This window comes from Mesorhizobium sp. M0293 (assembly GCF_040321735.1).
GTDB lineage: Bacteria > Pseudomonadota > Alphaproteobacteria > Rhizobiales > Rhizobiaceae > Mesorhizobium.
Map to the genome: position 1 here is coordinate 1 of NZ_JAMYSA010000327.1, position 579 is coordinate 579.

Sequence of the window (579 nt, forward strand, 5' to 3'; positions counted from 1 at the left end):
ACCGTCAGCGGTTCGCAGCGCCACCCGTCGCGGGTCCGGAACCAGCCCTTGTGGTCCCCGGTCCACACCGCGTTCGGCTCCGAAGCTTCCGGCCATGGGCCATTGCCTGCCGCCTTCCAGCGTTTGCGCCTGCGCCCCACAAGTCCATGCCGCTTCAGTATCTCACCAGCCGTCGAGACCGCTGGCCAGCCGCCGCAGGGATCCGCACGCTTGAGCCTGGCCATGATTTTCTTAGGCCCCCACAGCGGATGCGCCTCTTTCATAGCCACGATCCGCTCCACCACATCCGCGGCCGTCGCTCGGCCGTGATTGAGCGGCGCACGCGGCAGATCATGCAGGCCCACCGGTCCAAGCTCCCGGTAGCGTTCAAGCCATTTGTAGCCGGTCTTGCGAGAGATATCGAAGGCCGCACACAACTGCGTCATCGTCTCCTCGCCAGAAAGGCATTCCACAACAAACCGAAGCCGCTCATCCATGAGTACAGTCTCTCGCCAAACCATCGCCGGTCCTCCCGGCGAGGGAGAAAACTGTCACCCATCTAATCAGTCCATTCTGTTACCTATCTATCCGGTTCGGACA

The 579-nt window shown here is 62.5% G+C and carries 1 protein-coding gene; it reads right to left on the reverse strand.

Annotated features, from left to right (window positions below; translation table 11 throughout):
- Positions 1-500 (reverse strand): helix-turn-helix domain-containing protein (locus NKJ06_RS35715; protein ID WP_352812644.1); only part of this gene is annotated, 500 nt, incomplete at its 3' end.
- Positions 501-579: the final 79 nt, after the last annotated feature.